We start from the raw sequence: 16,198 nt of genomic DNA on the forward strand, positions 1-16,198 counted from the left end.
AGGAATTCCTGCCACCTACCCGGAAAGGTTGAAGTTGCCGGACGCGCCGTAGACGGCCAGGGAGATGAACAGCGTGATGGTGACGACGACGATCAGCGAGGTGCGCACGGCCTGACCGACCGCAATGCCCACGCCGACCGGCCCGCCGGATGCGTTGTAGCCGTAATAGGTATGCACCAGCATCACCGCGATCGCCATCACGATCGCCTGCAGGAACGACCAGAGCAGGTCGCTGGGTATCAGGAACGTATTGAAGTAGTGGTCGTACAGACCCGCCGACTGACCGTTGATGAACACCGTGGTGAATCTCGCGGCGAAGAACGCGGCCAGCACCGACAGCGAATACAGCGGCACGATCGCGATCAGGCCGGCCAGCAATCGGGTCGAGACCAGATAGGACACCGCATGAACCGCCATCGCTTCGACGGCGTCGATCTCCTCGGCCACCCGCATCGCGCCGAGCTGAGCGGTTGCGCCCGCGCCGATCGTGGCGGCCAGGGCGATACCGGCGATCACCGGTGCCACGATGCGCACGTTGAGGAACGCCGACAGGAAGCCGGTCAGGGCCTCGATGCCGATGTTGCCGAGCGACGAGTAACCCTGCACCGCGATCACACCGCCGGAGGCCAGGGTGAGGAAGGCCGCGACGCCGACGGTACCGCCGATCATCACCAGGGCGCCTGCGCCCATGGTCATCTCGGCTACCAGCCGGATGGTCTCCTTGCGGTAGCGGTTGATGGCGTTCGGCAGGTACCGCATGGTCTCGCCGTAGAACAGCGCCTGCTCGCCGACGTTGTCGACGACCTTGGGCACGCCGCGGAACAGCCGGCGGAAGCGGAGTGTGGCGTCATAGCTCATCGCACGAGCACCCGGACCCCGATTGCTGTCATGATCACGTTGATCACGAACAGGCAGATGAAGGCGTAGACCACCGTTTCGTTCACAGCGTTACCGACACCCTTCGGGCCTCCTTTTACGGTCAACCCGCGGTAGCACCCGACCAGTCCGGCGACCACGCCGAACAACAGCGCCTTGATCTCGGCCAGCACGAGCTCGCCGAGGCCGGTCAGCACGGTCAGGCCGTTGATGAAGGAACCGGGGTTGACGCCCTGCAGGAACACTGAGAAGACATAGCCACCCGCCAGGCCGATCGCACAGACCAGACCGTTGAGCAGCAGTGCCACGAAGGTCGAGGCCAGCACGCGGGGCACGACCAGTCGCTGGATCGGATCGATGCCCAGCACGCGCATGGCGTCGATCTCTTCGCGGATGGTGCGGGCACCCAGGTCGGCGCAGATCGCCGTGGCGCCCGCGCCTGCCACCACCAGCACGGTCACCACCGGGCCGAGCTGGGTGATGGTGCCGAAGGCGGTGCCTGCGCCGGACAGGTCGGCGGCACCGATCTCGCGAAGGAGGATGTTGAGGGTAAACGCGACCAGGACCGTGAAGGGGATGGCGACCAACAAGGTCGGCACCAACGAGACCCGGGCGATCATCCAGGTCTGATCCAGGAACTCTTTGAACTGGAACGGTCGACGGAACATCTTGGCGAAGGTGTCCAAGGACATCTCGACAAAGCCGCCCACGGCCCGGGCCGGAACCGCAAGCTGTTCGATCAACCTGGGCTCCGTTCTCGGGTACTTAGGTGGGGGAAATTCCGCGGATTGTCGCGATAGCGAAAGTTGGACGGCCACGTGACGTAGCCGCTCTCCCACCCCTTGGTCTTACGGTGCTCTTAGTGAGCCGGATCATACTAACTAGAACATGTTCGCAGTGTCAAAGAATTCAAAATCCTCATGTCGGACGCCGTTTTTGCAGCTCAGGGCGTACCGCATCAACATTGAGTTAGAACACGTTCTACACATTTCGAGCGACGGCAAACGAGACCGTCAGTCTCGTGAATCCATCAGCTCCGTCGCCGAGAATCCACGTCCCAGGTCACGATCAGCAAAGTAATCGTGCAACGTCCCGCTGAGGTCTGCCGGGTTCCAGGCATCGGAGTCCGCAGTGAAATGCTTCTCCGCTGTGGGCGGCGCGACCAACGTGACAGTTGGACCATAGACGATGAACAGCTGACCGTTGACGGCTTCGGACGCCGGCGCGGCCAGGAATCGTACAAGGGTGACGACGTGGTCGGTCGACAGCGGGTCGACCTGACCTTCGGGCGCATCCCCGAAGACGCCCGCGGTCATGGCGGTGCGGGCCCGCGGCGCGATCGCGTTGGCCCGGACACCGAAGCGCTCCAGGGCCCGGGCGGCCGACACCGTGAGCGCGGTGATGCCCGCCTTGGCGGCGCCGTAGTTGGGCTGACCGACCGGACCCGACAGCCCGGCCTCCGACGAGGTGTTGATGATCCGGCCGTAGACCGTGCCGTCCCCCGCCTTGGCCTTGTTGCGCCAGTAGACGGCCGCGTTGCGGGTCAGCAGGAAGTGGCCACGAAGGTGCACCGCGATGACCGCGTCCCACTCCTCGTCGCTCATGTTGAACAGGATCCGGTCGCGGGTGATGCCCGCGTTGTTGACGACGATGTCCAGGCCACCCAGACCATCGGCGGTGGCGACCAGCTCATCGGCGGTCGAGCGCGCGCTGATGTCCCCGGCGACGACGACACCCTTGGAGCCGGCGGCCGCGATCTCGTCGAGGACGTCGGAGGACTCCAGCGCGCCGGCCATGTCGTTGACCACCACGGTCGCCCCGGCCTTGGCCAGGTCGACGGCTTCGGCGCGGCCCAAGCCCGCGGCGGCACCAGTGACCACCGCCACTTTTCCGGACAGATCAATCTGAGCCTGGTCAGTCGTCATATTGCTCCTCGCGTGCGCGGCATTTATGAATGCCTCTAGTCTTTTCGGATCAGGGCTGCCCGGGGGCATTCGGCGATGGACTGCTCGGCCAGATCCTCCTGGTCGGCAGGCACCGGATCGGACTTGACCACGGCATAGTCGTCGTCATCAAGATCGAACAAATCGGGGGCAATACCCACGCACACCGCATTGCCTTCGCAGCGATCACGGTCCACTTCAACTCGCATGGCGACCTCCTCACAACGTGTGCACGCACGGGGCTGCGTGCGCGCAGCCACAGAATACGACCACACCTGACGGATACCAGTCCTGCACCGGCCTGGATCCTAAGACTAGAACGTGTTACAACCAGGTGAGAACTCAGGTATATCAAGCAGTGAGGATGCAGCGGAATGCGGATCGGTTACACCCCCGAGCAGGAGGAGCTGCGCCGCGAGTTGCGCGCGTACTTCTCCAAGTTGATGACGCCCGAGCGCGTCGAGGCACTCAACTCGTCCGAGGGCGAGATGGGTCGAGGCACCGTCTACCGCGACACCGTCGCGCAGATGGGCAAGGACGGCTGGCTGACCCTGAGCTGGCCAGAAGAATTCGGCGGCCAGGCCCGCCCGCCGATGGACGGGCTGATCTTCACCGACGAGGCTGCGATCGCCGGCGCCCCGGTGCCGTTCCTGACGATCAACAGCGTCGCGCCGACGATCATGCACTTCGGCACCGAGGAGCAGAAGAAGTTCTACCTGCCCAAGATCGCCGCGGGCGAGTTGCACTTCTCGATCGGCTACTCCGAGCCCGGCGCGGGCACCGACCTGGCCGCGCTGCGGACCACCGCGGTGCGCGACGGCGATGACTATGTGGTCAACGGCCAGAAGATGTGGACCAGCCTGATCGCCTACGCCGACTACGTCTGGCTGGCGGTCCGCACCAACCCCGAGGCAAAGAAGCACCGCGGCATCTCGATGCTGATCATGCCGACCACCGTCGAGGGCTTCTCCTGGACGCCGGTGCACACCATGTCCGGTGTGGACACCAGCGCCACCTACTACCAGGACGTGCGCATCCCGGCGACCAACCTGGTCGGCGAGGAGAACGCCGGCTGGAAGCTCGTGACCAACCAGCTGAATCATGAGCGGGTGGCTCTGGTTTCTTCACAGCCGATCTACGTCGCGCTGGACGGGGTCCGCGAGTGGGCCCAGAACACCAAGGACGTGCACGGCAAGCGGGTCATCGACTCCGAGTGGGTGCAGCTGAACCTGGCCCGGGTGCACGCCAAGGCCGAGGTACTCAAGCTGATCAACTGGGAGCTGGCCTCTGCCACCTCCGCCCCATCGCCCGCGGATGCGTCGGCGGCCAAGGTGTACGGCACCGAGCTGGCCACCGAGGCCTACCGCCTGCTGATGGAGGTGCTGGGCACCTCGGCGACGCTGCGTCCGGACAGCAAGGGCGCACTGCTGCGTGGCCGCATCGAGCGGTTCCACCGGTCGGCACTGATCCTGACCTTCGGCGGCGGCACCAACGAGATTCAGCGTGACATCATCGGCATGGTCGCGCTCGGCCTGCCCCGAGTGAACCGGTAAGGACGGCACACCAATGGATTTCAAGACGACCGAAGAGGCCGCCGACCTGGGTGGCCTGGTGCGCACGATCACCGAATCGGTGTGCACGCCCGAACGCCAGCGTGAGCTCGACGGGCTCGAGCAGCGATTCGACGCCAATCTGTGGGCCAAGCTGGTCGAGGCCGACGTCCTGTCGGCCGCGGCGCCGGAGTCGGTGGGCGGTGGCGGTTTGGGCGTGCTCGAGCAGGCCGCCGTGCTGACCGCGCTGGGCCGTCAGCTGGCTGCCGTGCCGTACCTGGACTCGGTGGTGCTGGGCGCGGGCGCGCTGGCCGCGTTCGGGTCCGAGGAGCTGCGCACCGAGTGGGCACATCCCGCGGTGGCCGGCGACAAGATCCTCGCCATCGCCCTGGACGGCGAAATGGGTCAGGGGCCGGTGCAGGCGCAGGCCGACGGCTCCGGGTACAAGCTCACCGGCTCTCGCACCCAGGTGAACTACGGGCCGGTGGCCGACGCGTTCCTGGTTCCGGCCGAAACCGATTCCGGGGTCGGCGTTTTCCTGGTCACCAAGGATGACCCGGGTGTCACCGTTACCGCGCTGAGCACCACCGGCAAGGGCAGCGTGGCCCATCTGGAGCTGCAGGGCACCACGGTGGACGCCGGCCGCCTCGTCGGTGGCGCGGAGGTCGCGCAGTGGCTCACCACCTATTCGGCGTTGGGCCACAGCGCCTTCCAGCTCGGTGTGCTGGAGCGCGCGCTGGAGCTGACGTCCGAATATGCCCGCGAGCGTGAGCAGTTCGACCGTCCGATCGGCAGCTTCCAGGCTGTCTCGTCCCGGCTGGCCGACGGCTACATCGACGTCAAGGGGCTGCGCCTGACGCTGACCCAGGCCGCCTGGCGGTTGTCCGAGGACCTGCCCGCCGACATCGATGTCGCCAGTGCCTCGTTCTGGGCTGCCGAGGCCGGCCACCGCGTCGCGCACACCGCGGTGCACGTGCACGGTGGTGTCGGCATCGACACGGACCACCCGGTGCACCGGTACTTCCTGGCCGCCAAGCAGACCGAGTTCGGTGTCGGCGGGGCGACGGGACAGCTGCTGCGCATCGGCCGCGAACTCGCGGACACCCCGGTCTAGGGATGGGGGGTCCAACCGCCGGGCCGACGGTCACCGAGCTGCTGGTCCCGCTGGCCGAGGTCACCGATCGTGGCCTCTACCAAGAGGATTCGTTCGTCAGCTGGGCCGACCACATCGCCGCCGGTGCGCAACTGGCCGCGGCGCTGCGGGCACGGTTGGACCCCTCCAAACCCCCACACGTCGGGGCACTCCTCGGCAACACCACTTTTTTCTCCAGCCTCCTGGTGGCCGCGGGCCTGAGCGGGCTGGTGCCCGTCGGGCTCAACCAGACCCGCCGCGGTGAGGCGCTGGCCCGCGATATCGCCAAGGCCGACTGCCAGCTGGTGCTGGCCGACAATCCCGACGCGGTGCCCCCCGGGGTGGATTTCATCGACGTCGAATCTGCCGACTGGGCTGCCGAACTCGCGTCGTATCGGGACACCCCGGTGACGTTCGGCGATCTGTCGGCCGACGACCTGTTCATGCTCATCTTCACCTCGGGGACCAGCGGCGATCCCAAGGCCGTGCGGGTCACCCACGACAAGGTGGCGTTTCCGGGCCGGATGCTGGCCGACCGCTTCGGGCTGGGTCCGGCCGACACCGTGTATCTGTCGATGCCGCTGTTCCACTCCAACGCGATCATGGCCGGCTGGGCAGTCGCCGCCGCGGCCGGTGCGTCGATCGCGTTGCGGCGCAAGTTCTCCGCCTCCGGTTTCATGCCCGATATCCGCCGCTTCGGCGCCACCTACGCCAACTACGTCGGCAAGCCGCTGTCGTACATCCTGGCCACCGAACCAGCGCCCGACGATGCCGACAATCCGCTGCGGTTCCTCTACGGCAACGAGGGTGCCCCGCGGGATCTGGGCCGGTTCGCCGAGCGGTTCGGGGTGACGGTGGTCGACGGATTCGGTTCCAGCGAAGGCGGTGTGGCGATCGCCCGCACTCCCGACACCCCCGAAGGCGCCCTCGGCCCGCTCACCGACCAGGTGGCGATCGTCGACGTGGACACCGGCGAGCCGTGCCCGCCCGGCGTGGTCGGAGAGTTGGTGAACCCGACGGGTGCGGGCTGGTTCCGCGGCTACTACAACGATCCCGAAGCCGAAGCCGACCGCATGACCGGCGGCGTCTACCACACCGGCGATCTGGCCTACCTCGACGAGAACGGCTTCGCGCACTTCGCCGGGCGGCTGGGCGACTGGATGCGGGTCGACGGCGAGAATCTGGGAACCGCGCCGATCGAACGAATCCTGTCGCGCCACCCCGACGTCGCCGAGGTCGCGGTGTACCCGATCCCCGACCCCGATGTGGGCGATCAGGTGATGGCCGCGCTGGTGTTGACGGCGGGCAAGCCGTTCGACATCGACAGCTTCGGGAAATTTCTTCATGAGCAGCCCGACCTGGGACCCAAGCAGTGGCCGTCGTATGTCCGGGTCGGCACCGAGTTGCCACGTACCGAGACGTTCAAGGTGATCAAGCGGCAGTTGTCGGCCGAGGCCACCGAGTGCGCGGACCCGGTCTGGCCGATCCCCCGCTAGCCCGTACCTGCGCGGCACGCGCGCCAACCATTTCGATACCATTGGCATCGAAAAATGGGAGGCGTCAGCATGCACATCGCAGTGACCGGGGGCACCGGCTATCTCGGAGCCCACACCGTCCGGGGCTTGCTGGCCGCGGGACATCGAATCCGCCTGCTGGTCGCACCGGGTTGCGGTGACGACGAGGTGATCGGCCATCTCGCCGCGCTCGGCGAGATGTCGGTGCTCGAAGGCGACATCCGCGACAGTGGCACCGTCGGGAACCTGCTGTCGGGGTGCGAGGCCCTGATCCATGCCGCAGGCATCGTCGGCACCGACCGCCGGCGCGAACAGCTGATGTGGGAGATCAACGCGCACGCGACCGAGGCCGCGCTGAACCGCGCCGTCGAGGCCGGGCTCGATCCCATCGTCTCGGTCAGCAGCTACAGCTCGCTGTTCCCGCCACCGAACGGGGTGATCTCGGCCGACACTCCGCCGGCGCCGGGCCGCAGTCCCTATGCCCAGACCAAGGCCTATGCCGATCGGGTGGCCCGCCGACTGCAGGATGCCGGGGCCCCGGTGGTGGTCACCTACCCGTCGAGCGTGGTGGGTCCGGCCTACTTCACCGCGGCCGGGGTCACCGAGCGCGGCTGGGCACCGATCGCCAAGGCCGGTCTGGCGCCCCGGATGACCGGCGGCATGCAGATGATCGACGTGCGCGACGTCGCGCTGGTGCACGAGCGGCTCATGGCGCCCGGGCGCGGACCCAAGCGCTACGTCTGCGGCGGCGTGATGGTGTCGTTCAACGAGATGATCGATGTCCTCGAACAGGGGGCCGGGCGCAAGATCCGTCGAATCCCGTTGCCGGGGAGCCTTTTCCGGGGCATCGGCTGGTGCTCGGATCTGCTCGGCGGGGTGCTTCCGCTCGGCGACGGGATCAGCCACGAGGCCGCGCTGCTGCTCACCGCCGCCACCCCCACCGACGACAGGAGCACGCTCGCCGATCTGGGCATCGAGGCATGGCGTTCGCCGCAGGACGCCATGCTGGCCTCATTCGGCAGGTGACACACCCAGGGCCTGGCTGAGCAGCCGCACCAGCCGCTGCTGCAGTTCGGGCGAATCGTCGTCGGTCGCCACCGTGGTGGTGAACAGCGCCGCCCCGGCCGCCATGGACAGCACAGCCTTCGCGTCCGACTCCGTCCCGTATCCCCTGGCCGCGAACATCTCGATCGCCGGCCCGCTGAACCCGTCCCACAGCGCTTTGCGCAGGGCGGCGTTCTCACGCAGCGCCAGCAGCAGTCCGGGCACCGCCTCACTCACGTCGGAACGGCTGAACAGCTGATGGCTGCCGCGCACCACCCAGTCGATCCAGCCGGCCAGATCGGTGCCGGAAAACGGTGACATGTCGGGTGATTCGCCGAGTATCGCGTGCAGCACCAACTCGGCCTTCGACGACCACCGCCGGTTCAGGCTGGACCTGCCCACCCCGGAACGCGCCGCGACCAGCCGAACGCTCAGGTCGTCCCAGCCCACCTCGACCAACAGCTCGCGCGTGGCCGCGAGCACCCGCTCGTCGATCGACGTGTCGCGTGGTCGCCCGGCCATTCTTCGATTCAACCGCATGGTGGCGCGGGTAGCGTCGGAGACGTGGGCTACCGCGAACACCGTCCGCCGCCACGACTCGGCGAGCTCGTGGAGTGTCGATGGGTCCGCACCGGCCCGGCAGAATCCGGCCGGATACTGCCCGACGGCTGCATGGACCTGATCCAGATGAACGACCGGATCGTCGTGGCCGGCCCCGACACCACGGCATTCATCGCCGCGGGTGGCCGCGATCCGGTGCAGGGGTTGCGGTTTCGGCCCGGGGCCCTGCCGCGCCTCCTCGGCGTCCCGGCTTCCGAACTGCGCAACACCCGGGTCGACCTGAGTGAACTGCGCCAGGTCGACCGTGGCGGCTCACTCGACGAGCTCGCCGAAACGCTGGCCTCGGAACGGCCCCGCACCGAGACCGCCCCCTGGCCGCTGCCGGCACTACGCGATGTCACGCGCCGGCTGGCTGCCGGCGAATCCGTCAGTGCGACAGCGCGCCATGCCGGTTGGTCGAACCGGACCATGCAGCGCCAGTGCACGGCGGTCTACGGATACGGGCCGGCGACGCTGCGCCGCATTCTCCGGTTCCGCCGTGCGGTCGGGCTCATCGGCACCGGCCTGAGCACCGGCGCAGTCGCCGCGCAGGCCGGCTATGCCGACCAGCCCCACCTGCACCGCGAGGTCCGCGCCCTGGCCGGGGTGCCATGGCATCAGCTCCGTCAGCTCCGTCAGCCTCCCGACGCCGCGAACAGGTCCACCGAGGTCCCGTCGGGATCTTCGACGGTGGCATAACGCTGTCCCCATGGCGCGTCGAAGGGCTCGAGCGTTCCCGGGTGTCCGGCGAAGGTGAGCCGCTCATAGAGCGCGTCCACGTCGGCGGGCGCGTCGAGCCCGAAGGCCAGCGCCACCCGTCCGGCTCCCGCCGGGGGCACCCAGCCGGGATGCATTCCGGCGATCACCTCCTCGGTGTCGAACGCGAGACGGTTTCCGCCCGGCAACGCCACCTCGACGTGCGGCCCGTCCGGCTCGGGAACCGGCAAGCCGAGCAGCCGATAGAAGTCCAGGGATCGGGGCAGGTCTCTGGTGACGATCTCAACGACCGCCGAGCTCAGGTTCAAGGTCATATCCGCAGGTTAGGGGGCTGGAGGGGGCACAGTCGTGAACAGATCGGACAAGGTGTGCCTTTGTCGGACTGCCGGTACCGAGTAGGTTTGGCCTGACTGTTAGTTACTTGCCAGTAGGGAGTCCCCGATGCCCGCTCCGTCCGCCGCCGACTTCGCCCGACTGCGCGCGCTCGTCGCCATCGCCGACGTCGGCGCCCGGCAGTCCAAGCCGATCGAAGAGGTGTTCACCGGCAAAGAGCTGACCACCATCCCGGTCGGCACTGCCGAGGACGTCACCGCGGCATTCGTCAAAGCGCGCGCCGCGCAGGCCCTGTGGGCCAAACGACCGGTCAAGGAACGCGCCGCCGTCATCGAGCGCTTCGGCGAACTGGTGGCCCGCAATCGCGACTTCCTGATGGACGTGGCCCAGGCCGAGACCGGCAAGGCCCGCTCGGCCGCGCAGGAAGAGATCGTCGACATGATCCTGAACTCGCGCTACTACGCGCGCGAGGCGACGAAGCTGCTCTCCCCCAAACGCGTGCAGGGCCTGCTGCCCGGCATCGTCAAGACCGTGGTCAACCACCATCCCAAGGGCGTCATCGGGGTCATCTCGCCATGGAATTACCCGATGGCCCTGTCGATCTCGGATTCCATCCCGGCACTGCTGGCCGGCAACGCGGTGGTGGTCAAGCCCGACAGCCAGACCCCGTACTGCACGCTGGCCAACGCCGAACTGCTGTATCAGGCGGGCCTGCCGCGCGATGTGTTCGCAGTGGTTCCCGGACCGGGCTCGGTGGTCGGCACCGCGATCGTCGAAAACTGCGACTACCTGATGTTCACCGGTTCCACCGCGACCGGCCGGTCCCTTGCCGAACAGTGCGGCCGCCGGCTGATCGGCTTCTCCGCCGAACTCGGTGGCAAGAACCCGATGATCGTCACCAAGGGCGCCAACCTCGACGTCGCCGCCAAGGCCGCGACCCGTGCCTGCTACTCCAACGCCGGGCAGCTGTGCATCTCGATCGAGCGGATCTACGTCGAGCGGGAGGTCGCCGACGAGTTCACCGCCAAATTCGGTGAGCAGGTGCGCAACATGAACCTGGCGGCCACCTACGACTTCACCGCCGACATGGGCAGTCTGATCTCCGAAGATCAGATCAAGACCGTCTCCGGCCACGTCGACGATGCAAAGGTCAAGGGCGCCACGGTGGTTGCCGGCGGCAACCCGCGCCCCGACATTGGCCCGCTGTTCTTCGAGCCGACGGTGCTCACCGGTGTCACCGACGAGATGGAATGCGCGCGCAACGAGACCTTCGGCCCGCTGGTGTCGATCTACCCCGTCGACTCGGTGGAGGAGGCCATCGCGAAGGCCAACGACACCGAGTACGGCCTGAACGCCAGCGTGTGGGCCGGATCGAAGTCCGAAGGTGAGGCGATCGCGGCCCGGATCCAGGCCGGCACGGTCAACGTCGACGAAGGCTACGCCCTGGCCTGGGGCAGCACCGCGGCCCCGATGGGCGGGATGAAGGCCTCCGGCGTCGGGCGCCGGCACGGTGCCGACGGCATCCTCAAATACACCGAGTCGCAGACTGTCTCCACCGCACGGGTGATCAACCTCGATCCCCCGCTGGGTATCTCGCAGACGTTCTGGCAGAAGGCGCTGACCCCGATGATCCAGGCGGTGCAGAAGCTGCCCGGTCGTTAGACCTGGGTCCGCCGGTCACCGGGGACGCCGCGCGACGACCGCGAAGTTCAGCGGGATCCTCGGCGTTCCCGGCGGCAGGGTCCAGCCTTCGGTGCAGGGCACGAGAGCAGGGAACGCCGGCCAGTCCATGTAGGGCAGCTCGGCGAACGACTCGATGACGAGCCCGGCCTGCAGCAATGCCGTGACCACTTCGGCCAGGTCATGACGCCACTCATGGTTGCGCACGTGGGCGATCTGTCCTGCCGAGCTTTCGGTGTAAGTCCCTGAGTCGTCATAGGTTCGGGCGCCGCCGCCGCTGAGGTAGTCGTCGGTGACATCCCACGGTTCGAAGTCCATCGCACCGAGGAGCGGATGGTCGTCGCGGATCAGGAACACCCCACCCGGTTCGAGCAGATCGTGGATCGATCGGGCCCAGTTGTCGAGTTCGGGCAGCCACACGATGGTCCCGGCACTGGTCACCACGGTCTCGAAGCGTCGCTGGATCAACGCCGACGCGAACCGCGCGTCGCCCTCGACCCAGGTGATCTCACGGCCGTCGGCCTCGGCGATCCTGGCCGCGTGCCGCAGCGAGTTCGGCGACAGGTCGACGCCGTGCACATCGCGCGCCCCCAGCCTCGCCCAGGACACGGTGTCGGTACCGATGTGGCATTGCAGGTGCAACAGCGAACGGTCCGTCACCCCGGCCTGCGGCAGGTGCGGCGCCAGCACCTCGAGGTCGTTGAGCACGACCCGCGAGATGTCGGTGGGGTCGGCCAGAAACCCTGCCACGTCATACATCTGGGAACGGGCGTGGACATCTGCCCGGTCGTCCCAGTTGGCACGGTTCGCGGCTAGCGCGTCCACTTCGTTCACCGTCTCGACCCTACCGGCGAGCGCCGAAACACATCGAGCCTGCGTTCAGATCGCGAAATCGTGAGAAATCGCGATCTGACCGCAGGCTCGATGCGCTGGGCGCAGACTCAGCTCTCGGCGATACCGTCGAGGCGCTTGGTGGCCGCCTCGAAACCGCTCACCAGCTCACCGATGATGTCGGCGGCAGGGCGGATCTCGTTCATCCGGCCCACGATCTGGCCGACCGGCATCGCGACCGTGGTCGGGTCATCGGAGAGGCTCATCCGCTGATGCGCCTCGCCGACCAGGATGTTCTGCAGCGGCATCGGCAGCGCTTCGGGGGCGTCCGGTGCATCCCAGGCGTCGGTCCACCGGCTCTTCAGGATCCGGGCGGGCTTGCCGGAGTAGATCTTCCGGCGCACGGTGTCGGCGGAGGTGGCATTCAGCAGTGCCTCCTGGATCACCGAGGCACCCGACTCGCGACGCACACCAAGGTCGTATTCGGCCGCGGTGAGGAATGCCGATCCCATCCAGACACCCTGCGCTCCGAGCGCCAGGGCCGCGGCCACCTGTCGGCCGCTGCCGATACCGCCGGCTGCAAGAACCGCGGCCTTACCGTCGACGGCGTCGACGATTTCCGGCCACAACACCACCGAGCCGATCTCACCGGTGTGTCCGCCGGCCTCATGGCCCTGGGCGATCACGATGTCCACCCCGTTGGCCACGTGGCTGAGCGCATGCTTCGCGCTGCCGGCCAGCGCGGCCACTGGCACACCAGCCTCGTGAACCTGCTCGATGACGTCGTTGGGCGGGGACCCCAGCGCGTTGGCGATCAGCTTGATCGGATGGCGCAACGCCACCTCGACATGGCTTCGCGCCACCGAGTGTAGCCAGCCCAGCACACCGGTGTTGTGCTCGCCCTCCGTGGGGAGCGGCGGAACACCGAGATCGGCAAGGGTTTTCGCGACGAAGTCGCGGTGAGCCTGCGGAATCAGCTTGTCGATGTCGACCGCGCTGCCCTCGGTGGGGATCTTGTTGGGCATCACCACGTCGACGCCGTACGGCTTGCCGTCGGTGTTGGCGTCCATCCAGGACAGCACGTTTTCCAGCTCGTCGGGATCGTTGAACCGCACGCAGCCCAGCACACCCATACCGCCGGCCCGGGTGACCGCGGCAGCCACCTTCTCCGACGGGGTGAAGACGAAGATCGGGTATTCGACCCCGAACCGCCGGCAGAGATCAGTCTTCATCATTTCGCTCCAACATGATTCGCGTGCACCTCGTCGGCGGCGCGCTCCTCGGTGGTGTCCTTGGCCCACCGGTAGTCGGGCTTGCCCGCGGGCGAGCGCTTGACCTCGTCGACCAGCCACAGGCTGCGCGGCACCTTGTAACCCGCGATCTCGCTGCGCACGAACGCATCGAGATCGGCCAGGGTCGGGCGCGACCCGTCGCGCGGCTGCACGACGGCGGCGACGTGCTGACCGAAGCGCTCGTCGGGCACGCCGACCACCAGCGCGTCGAACACGTCCGGGTGTCCCTTGAGCGCGGCCTCGACCTCTTCGGGGTAGATCTTCTCGCCACCGCTGTTGATCGACACCGAGCCGCGGCCCAGCATGGTCACGCTGCCGTCGGCCTCGACCTCGGCGTAGTCACCCGGGATGGCGTAGCGGATCCCGTTGAAGGTCCGGAAGGTCTCGGCGGTCTTCTTCTCGTCCTTGAAGTAGCCGACCGGGATGTGGCCGCACTTGGCGATGATGCCGCGCACGCCCGACCCCGGGACCACCTCGTTGCCGTCCTCGTCGAGCACCTTGGTGTTCTTGTCGATGGTCACGCGCGGGCCGCCGGTGTGGCTCTGCCCCTTGGCGACCACGGAGGTACCGCCGAAACCGGTCTCCGACGAGCCGATCGAGTCGGTGATGATCCGGTTGGGTAGCAGCTCGAGGAACTTCTCCTTGAGGCTCGTGGAGAACAGGGCTGCGGTGCTGGCCAACAGGAACAGCGACGACAGGTCGTACTCGTTGCCCGCGTCCTGGTGGGCCAACAGCGCATCGAGCAACGGCCGGGCCATCGCGTCGCCGGTGAAGAACAGCAGGTTGACCTTGTGCTCGTGGATCATCCGCCACGCGGCGTCGGCATCGAACTCCGGCATCAGCACCACGGTGTGGCCGGTGAACAAGGCCATCCAGGTGGCCGACTGGGTCGCGCCGTGGATCATCGGCGGGATGGGCAGCCGGATCATCGGCGGGTTGGCGGCGGCCTGCTTGGACAGGTCGTATTCGTCGGCGACGGGCTCGCCCGTGGCGAAGTCGGTGCCGCCGAACAGCACTCGGTAGATGTCCTCGTGGCGCCACATGACGCCCTTGGGGAATCCGGTGGTGCCGCCGGTGTAGAGCAGGTAGATGTCGTCGGCGCTGCGTGGGCCGAAGTCGCGCTCGGGTGAGCTGTCGGCGATGGCGGAGTAGAACTCGACGCCGCCGTATCGCTGGTAGTCGTCGTCCGACCCGTCTTCCACGACGAGGACGGTCTTGACCAACGGCGTCTCCGGCAGCACGTTGGCCACGCGATCGGCGTAACGGCGCTCGTGGATCAGCGCGACCATGTCCGAGTTCTCGAACAGGTACTTCAGCTCACCCTCGACGTAGCGGAAGTTGACGTTGACGAGGATCGCGCCGGCCTTCACGATGCCCAGCATCCCGATCACGATCTCGATGCGGTTGCGACAGTAGAGGCCGACCTTGTCGTCCTTCTTCACACCCTGCGAGATCAGATAGTGGGCCAGGCGGTTGGCCTTCTCCTCCAACTGCGCATAGGTCAGCTGTTCGTCGCCACAGATCAGGGCGACACGGTCAGGCACAGCGTCGATGGCGTGCTCGGCAAGATCGGCAATATTCAGAGCCACAGAACCTAAACTAGAACGTGTTACATTTCGATACAAGTCTGGGTTGAAAATGCAGAGAGGCGGACTGTCCGTGAGTGACCAAAAAGACGGTGCAAAAGGGCCCGACGCCCTCATTGAGCAGCGCGGACACACCCTGATCCTGACGCTGAACCGTCCCGAGGCGCGCAACGCGCTTTCCACCGAGATGCTCTCGATCATGGTCGAGGCCTGGGACCGCGTCGACAACGATCCGGAGATCCGCACCTGCATCCTGACCGGTGCCGGCGGGTACTTCTGCGCGGGCATGGACCTCAAGGGCGCGACCAAGAAGCCGCCGGGCGATTCGTTCAAGGACGGCAGCTACGACCCGTCACGCATCGACGGCCTGCTCAAGGGCCGCCGGCTCACCAAGCCGCTGATCGCCGCGGTCGAGGGCCCGGCCATCGCGGGCGGCACCGAGATCCTGCAGGGCACCGATATCCGCGTCGCCGGGGAGAGCGCCAAGTTCGGCATCTCCGAGGCCAAGTGGAGCCTGTACCCGATGGGCGGCTCCGCGGTGCGCCTCGTCCGCCAGATTCCCTACACCATCGCGTGCGACATGCTGCTGACCGGACGGCACATCACCGCCGCCCAGGCGCTCGAGTACGGCCTGATCGGTCATGTGGTGCCGGACGGCACCGCGCTGGACAAGGCCCTGGAGATCGCCGAGGTGATCAACAACAACGGCCCGCTGGCCGTGCAGGCCATCCTCAAGACCATCCGCGAGACCGAGGGCATGCACGAGCTGGACGCGTTCAAGCCCGACACCGCCAACGGCATCCCGGTGTTCCTGTCCGCCGACGCCAAGGAAGGCCCGCTGGCCTTCAAAGAGAAGCGCGCACCCAACTTCCAGATGAAGTAGCACTCGCCCTCCAAGCAAGAACTGAGGCCCTGCTCGATGTATCGAGCAGGGCCTCAGTCTTTTTCAGGCTCTCAATGGCCTAACGCCAGTGCCCGGGGGGCGGCGGGGGCGGGCCCCAACGACCCGGCGGCGGGGGGCGGCGGGCCCCAGAAGCGCGGCGGAGGTGGCGGCGGACCCCAGAACGGCGGAGGGGGCGGAGGCGATGGTCCCCAGAACG

The 16,198-nt window shown here is 67.2% G+C and carries 16 protein-coding genes; 7 read left to right on the forward strand and 9 right to left on the reverse strand.

Features of this window, described 5'->3' with window-relative positions; translation table 11 throughout:
* Positions 1-15: 15 nt before the first annotated feature.
* The 4 genes from TX88_RS24860 to TX88_RS24875 form a co-directional block, all read right to left on the reverse strand.
* A complete protein-coding gene (locus TX88_RS24860; RefSeq protein WP_044520588.1) occupies positions 16-858 on the reverse strand; it encodes an ABC transporter permease in 843 nt (280 codons plus the stop codon).
* Entirely contained in the window at positions 855-1,619 is a 765-nt protein-coding gene (locus TX88_RS24865) for an MlaE family ABC transporter permease (protein ID WP_003879810.1), read from the reverse strand. The genes TX88_RS24860 and TX88_RS24865 overlap by 4 nt, the downstream gene beginning before the upstream one ends.
* A 270-nt stretch (positions 1,620-1,889) precedes the next feature.
* Entirely contained in the window at positions 1,890-2,801 is a 912-nt protein-coding gene (locus tag TX88_RS24870) for a 3-oxoacyl-ACP reductase (protein ID WP_044520590.1), read from the reverse strand.
* A gap of 35 nt (positions 2,802-2,836) precedes the next feature.
* On the reverse strand, positions 2,837-3,028 hold the full coding sequence (locus TX88_RS24875) for a ferredoxin (RefSeq protein WP_036391771.1): 192 nt from the start codon (positions 3,026-3,028) through the stop codon (positions 2,837-2,839).
* A gap of 165 nt (positions 3,029-3,193) precedes the next feature.
* Here TX88_RS24875 and TX88_RS24880 point away from each other — a divergent pair, with 165 nt between their 5' ends.
* The 4 genes from TX88_RS24880 (at position 3,194) to TX88_RS24895 (ending at position 8,041) form a co-directional block, all read left to right on the forward strand.
* Entirely contained in the window at positions 3,194-4,372 is a 1,179-nt protein-coding gene (locus TX88_RS24880; RefSeq protein ID WP_044520594.1) for an acyl-CoA dehydrogenase family protein, read from the forward strand.
* A 13-nt stretch (positions 4,373-4,385) separates the two neighbouring features.
* Positions 4,386-5,483: an acyl-CoA dehydrogenase family protein gene (locus TX88_RS24885; protein ID WP_044520595.1), complete on the forward strand. Its 1,098-nt coding sequence runs from the start codon at positions 4,386-4,388 to the stop codon at positions 5,481-5,483.
* Between the two features lie 2 nt (positions 5,484-5,485).
* Positions 5,486-6,997, forward strand: coding sequence for a long-chain-fatty-acid--CoA ligase FadD17 (gene fadD17, locus TX88_RS24890; RefSeq protein WP_044520596.1), 1,512 nt, complete (start codon positions 5,486-5,488; stop codon positions 6,995-6,997).
* 69 nt (positions 6,998-7,066) lie between these two features.
* Positions 7,067-8,041 (forward strand): NAD-dependent epimerase/dehydratase family protein, encoded by a 975-nt coding sequence (locus tag TX88_RS24895; protein WP_044521886.1) that lies wholly within the window; start codon positions 7,067-7,069, stop codon positions 8,039-8,041.
* Here TX88_RS24895 and TX88_RS24900 read toward each other — a convergent pair.
* A complete protein-coding gene (locus TX88_RS24900; protein WP_110918150.1) occupies positions 8,027-8,581 on the reverse strand; it encodes a TetR/AcrR family transcriptional regulator in 555 nt (184 codons plus the stop codon). The genes TX88_RS24895 and TX88_RS24900 overlap by 15 nt on opposite strands.
* Positions 8,582-8,623: 42 nt before the next feature.
* On the opposite strand from TX88_RS24900, the gene TX88_RS24905 reads away from it, so the two are divergent.
* The gene (locus TX88_RS24905) at positions 8,624-9,358 is read left to right on the forward strand and encodes a helix-turn-helix domain-containing protein (RefSeq protein WP_049925344.1); all 735 of its coding nucleotides are present in this window, start codon (positions 8,624-8,626) and stop codon (positions 9,356-9,358) included.
* Here TX88_RS24905 and TX88_RS24910 read toward each other — a convergent pair.
* Positions 9,295-9,690, reverse strand: coding sequence for a VOC family protein (locus TX88_RS24910; RefSeq protein WP_044520602.1), 396 nt, complete (start codon positions 9,688-9,690; stop codon positions 9,295-9,297). The genes TX88_RS24905 and TX88_RS24910 overlap by 64 nt on opposite strands.
* A gap of 127 nt (positions 9,691-9,817) precedes the next feature.
* On the opposite strand from TX88_RS24910, the gene TX88_RS24915 reads away from it, so the two are divergent.
* Positions 9,818-11,371 carry a succinic semialdehyde dehydrogenase gene (locus TX88_RS24915; protein WP_044520603.1) on the forward strand — a complete coding sequence of 518 codons (1,554 nt, stop codon included), beginning with the start codon at positions 9,818-9,820 and terminating at the stop codon, positions 11,369-11,371.
* 15 nt (positions 11,372-11,386) lie between these two features.
* Here the strand turns inward: TX88_RS24915 and TX88_RS24920 are convergent, their stop codons facing one another.
* The 3 genes from TX88_RS24920 to TX88_RS24930 form a co-directional block, all read right to left on the reverse strand.
* Positions 11,387-12,223 carry a class I SAM-dependent methyltransferase gene (locus tag TX88_RS24920; protein ID WP_044520604.1) on the reverse strand — a complete coding sequence of 279 codons (837 nt, stop codon included), beginning with the start codon at positions 12,221-12,223 and terminating at the stop codon, positions 11,387-11,389.
* A gap of 107 nt (positions 12,224-12,330) precedes the next feature.
* Positions 12,331-13,452 (reverse strand): NAD(P)H-dependent flavin oxidoreductase, encoded by a 1,122-nt coding sequence (locus tag TX88_RS24925; protein ID WP_044520606.1) that lies wholly within the window; start codon positions 13,450-13,452, stop codon positions 12,331-12,333.
* A complete protein-coding gene (locus tag TX88_RS24930; protein ID WP_044520607.1) occupies positions 13,452-15,101 on the reverse strand; it encodes a medium/long-chain-fatty-acid--CoA/3-oxocholest-4-en-26-oate--CoA ligase in 1,650 nt (549 codons plus the stop codon). Before TX88_RS24930 ends, TX88_RS24925 begins: the two co-directional genes overlap by 1 nt.
* 70 nt (positions 15,102-15,171) lie before the next feature.
* On the opposite strand from TX88_RS24930, the gene TX88_RS24935 reads away from it, so the two are divergent.
* Positions 15,172-15,981, forward strand: a complete 810-nt coding sequence (locus tag TX88_RS24935; protein ID WP_409365893.1) for a crotonase/enoyl-CoA hydratase family protein — start codon at positions 15,172-15,174, stop codon at positions 15,979-15,981.
* Positions 15,982-16,198: the final 217 nt, after the last annotated feature.

This window comes from Mycolicibacterium septicum DSM 44393 (assembly GCF_000455325.1).
In the GTDB taxonomy this organism is placed as follows: domain Bacteria; phylum Actinomycetota; class Actinomycetes; order Mycobacteriales; family Mycobacteriaceae; genus Mycobacterium; species Mycobacterium septicum.